Source organism: Staphylococcus sp. HMSC65H10 (assembly GCF_001839185.1).
Classification (GTDB): domain Bacteria; phylum Bacillota; class Bacilli; order Staphylococcales; family Staphylococcaceae; genus Staphylococcus; species Staphylococcus simulans.
On the sequence record NZ_KV840390.1, the window covers coordinates 1 to 1,878 of the forward strand.

3 protein-coding genes are annotated in these 1,878 nt (G+C 35.1%); 2 read left to right on the top strand and 1 reads right to left on the bottom strand.

Features of this window, described 5'->3' with window-relative positions; all coding sequences use genetic code 11:
* On the top strand, nucleotides 1-269 hold a 269-nt coding region (locus tag HMPREF3270_RS10200), incomplete at its 5' end, for an LPXTG cell wall anchor domain-containing protein (protein ID WP_141763142.1).
* A 148-nt stretch (nucleotides 270-417) separates the two neighbouring features.
* Nucleotides 418-930, top strand: a complete 513-nt coding sequence (locus HMPREF3270_RS10205) for a methylated-DNA--[protein]-cysteine S-methyltransferase (protein ID WP_070848973.1) — start codon at nucleotides 418-420, stop codon at nucleotides 928-930.
* Here the strand turns inward: HMPREF3270_RS10205 and HMPREF3270_RS10210 are convergent.
* Nucleotides 927-1,757 (bottom strand): alpha/beta hydrolase, encoded by an 831-nt coding sequence (locus HMPREF3270_RS10210; RefSeq protein WP_070848970.1) that lies wholly within the window; start codon nucleotides 1,755-1,757, stop codon nucleotides 927-929. The two genes, HMPREF3270_RS10205 and HMPREF3270_RS10210, sit on opposite strands and share 4 nt — an antisense overlap.
* Nucleotides 1,758-1,878 lie beyond the last annotated feature (121 nt).

Consider the following 1,878-nt stretch of genomic DNA (forward strand, 5'->3'; position numbering starts at 1 on the left):
GCACACCTGAAAAACCGGAAGTTCCAACAACACCAGAGGAACCAACTGCACCAGCTGTTACTCCAGCTCCAAGCGTGGAACAACCAGCAGTTGAAAAACAAGAAAAGCCTTCTGAAGAAGCAAGTTCTAAAGAGAAGAAAGAAGCTTTACCAGACACAGGTGAAACAGAAAGCACAAATAACGCGCCATTATTCGGTGGATTATTTGCAGCTCTAGGTTCAATCTTGTTATTCGGTAGACGTCGTAAAGACAATAAAGATAAACAATAAGTTTAACTAAAAAAATCTATCAATGATTTTTGGAACACATCTCATTTGAGGTGTGTTCTTTTTTTATACATAATGAAAGTAATAGGAATTAAAAGAAATTATTGAATTTGCAGCGTTTAAATAAATAAAAAGAAGAAAAGGTGATTTAATGACGAAAATGAGTGATTATCAATCTCCAATAGGAACATTAACGCTTGTAAGCGAAGATGATGTATTGACAGGTATTTATTACGAAGGACAAATTAATAAAGAAGATCCAAATATAGATAAAGTGGCATTAACCTCAGTGCCAGTTTTTAACCAAGTCAGTGATTGGTTAGATCGTTATTTTAAAGAGGAAAATCCAGAAATTAATTTTAAGTATCATGCTTCTGGTACTGAATTCAGAGAACAGGTATGGAATGAGCTTGTTAAAATTCCTTACGGTGAATTAGTAACGTATGGAGATATAGCACGTAAAATTGCACAGTTAAGAGGTAAGAAAAAAATGTCTGCACAAGCAGTTGGTGGAGCAGTAGGCAGTAATCCGATTTCTATTATTATCCCTTGCCACCGTGTGGTAGGCCACCATAACAAACTGACTGGATATGGTGGCGGATTAGATAGGAAACGTTATTTATTAGAATGTGAACATCATGACTTAAATCAATTTACGACTTAAATTTCTAAACATTGGTGTAAGAATTGCTCTGCTTGTTGGTATATTGTTTTAATATTACTATTAAACGAACGATCAAAATCGTGTTCATCACTATCGAGTGTAATTAATGTGGAATTAGGAATATATTGTTTCAACCGTTCGCTTTCACTAAAAGGGACGTCAATATCTTTTGAAGCATGCGCAATAAAAACGGGAGGCAATTGTTTTAAAGCACGTGCACTTAAATTTAATTCAGTTTTTTCAGCATCTTGAATACCGACAAATTCATACCACTGTCCGATGCCTCTTGTATATAAATAGAGTGGATAACGAAACTGAATCGGTCCTTCTGTAATCGGTTGTGATTGAACCATCATATCAATCATAGCTGGGTTCAGATGGGCCGTTTTCTTTTGGAATTCACTGTGCGGTAATTTGAATTCAGGCAAGTCCACTTTTGCATAACCATAAAAATCAACGACACTTTTAACATTACGTTGAGATGCGATTTGTAAAGCTAAATAACCACCGGAAGATCGTCCGAAAGTAAAGAGTGGCGAATCAGGATATAATTTATTGATGTTATCAAATACTAAAAAAGCATCATTTAAAATAGTGCCGATATTGGATTCGGGTGCTAACCGATAGGGTGCTTCCACTAAATGAAAATGTTGTGTCAGTATTTGAATTGCTTCATCAGATAAATCGTGAGGTGAACCCGCAATTAAACCACCACCATGATAATAGATGATGATACCTTTCGGTTGTTGTGAAAGGTGCGTACGTATATGAAGTTGGAAATTATCAGGTGTTTGTATGGTATGTGTTTGTGTATCTATTAGAATCACTACTTTCTGCTTGAATAAGTCACTACAAATGACTTGTTAATAGTTTAAGCTTTTTTGAATAGAAAAACGAATCATAAATATATAAATAAGGGGTCGGGACATAAATGTTCTGACTTCTAAT

Bases quoted from the DNA above. Each gene is read 5' to 3' on its own strand.
- HMPREF3270_RS10205 (WP_070848973.1), top strand. From the start codon at position 418: ATGACGAAAATGAGTGATTATCAATCTCCAATAGGAACATTAACGCTT.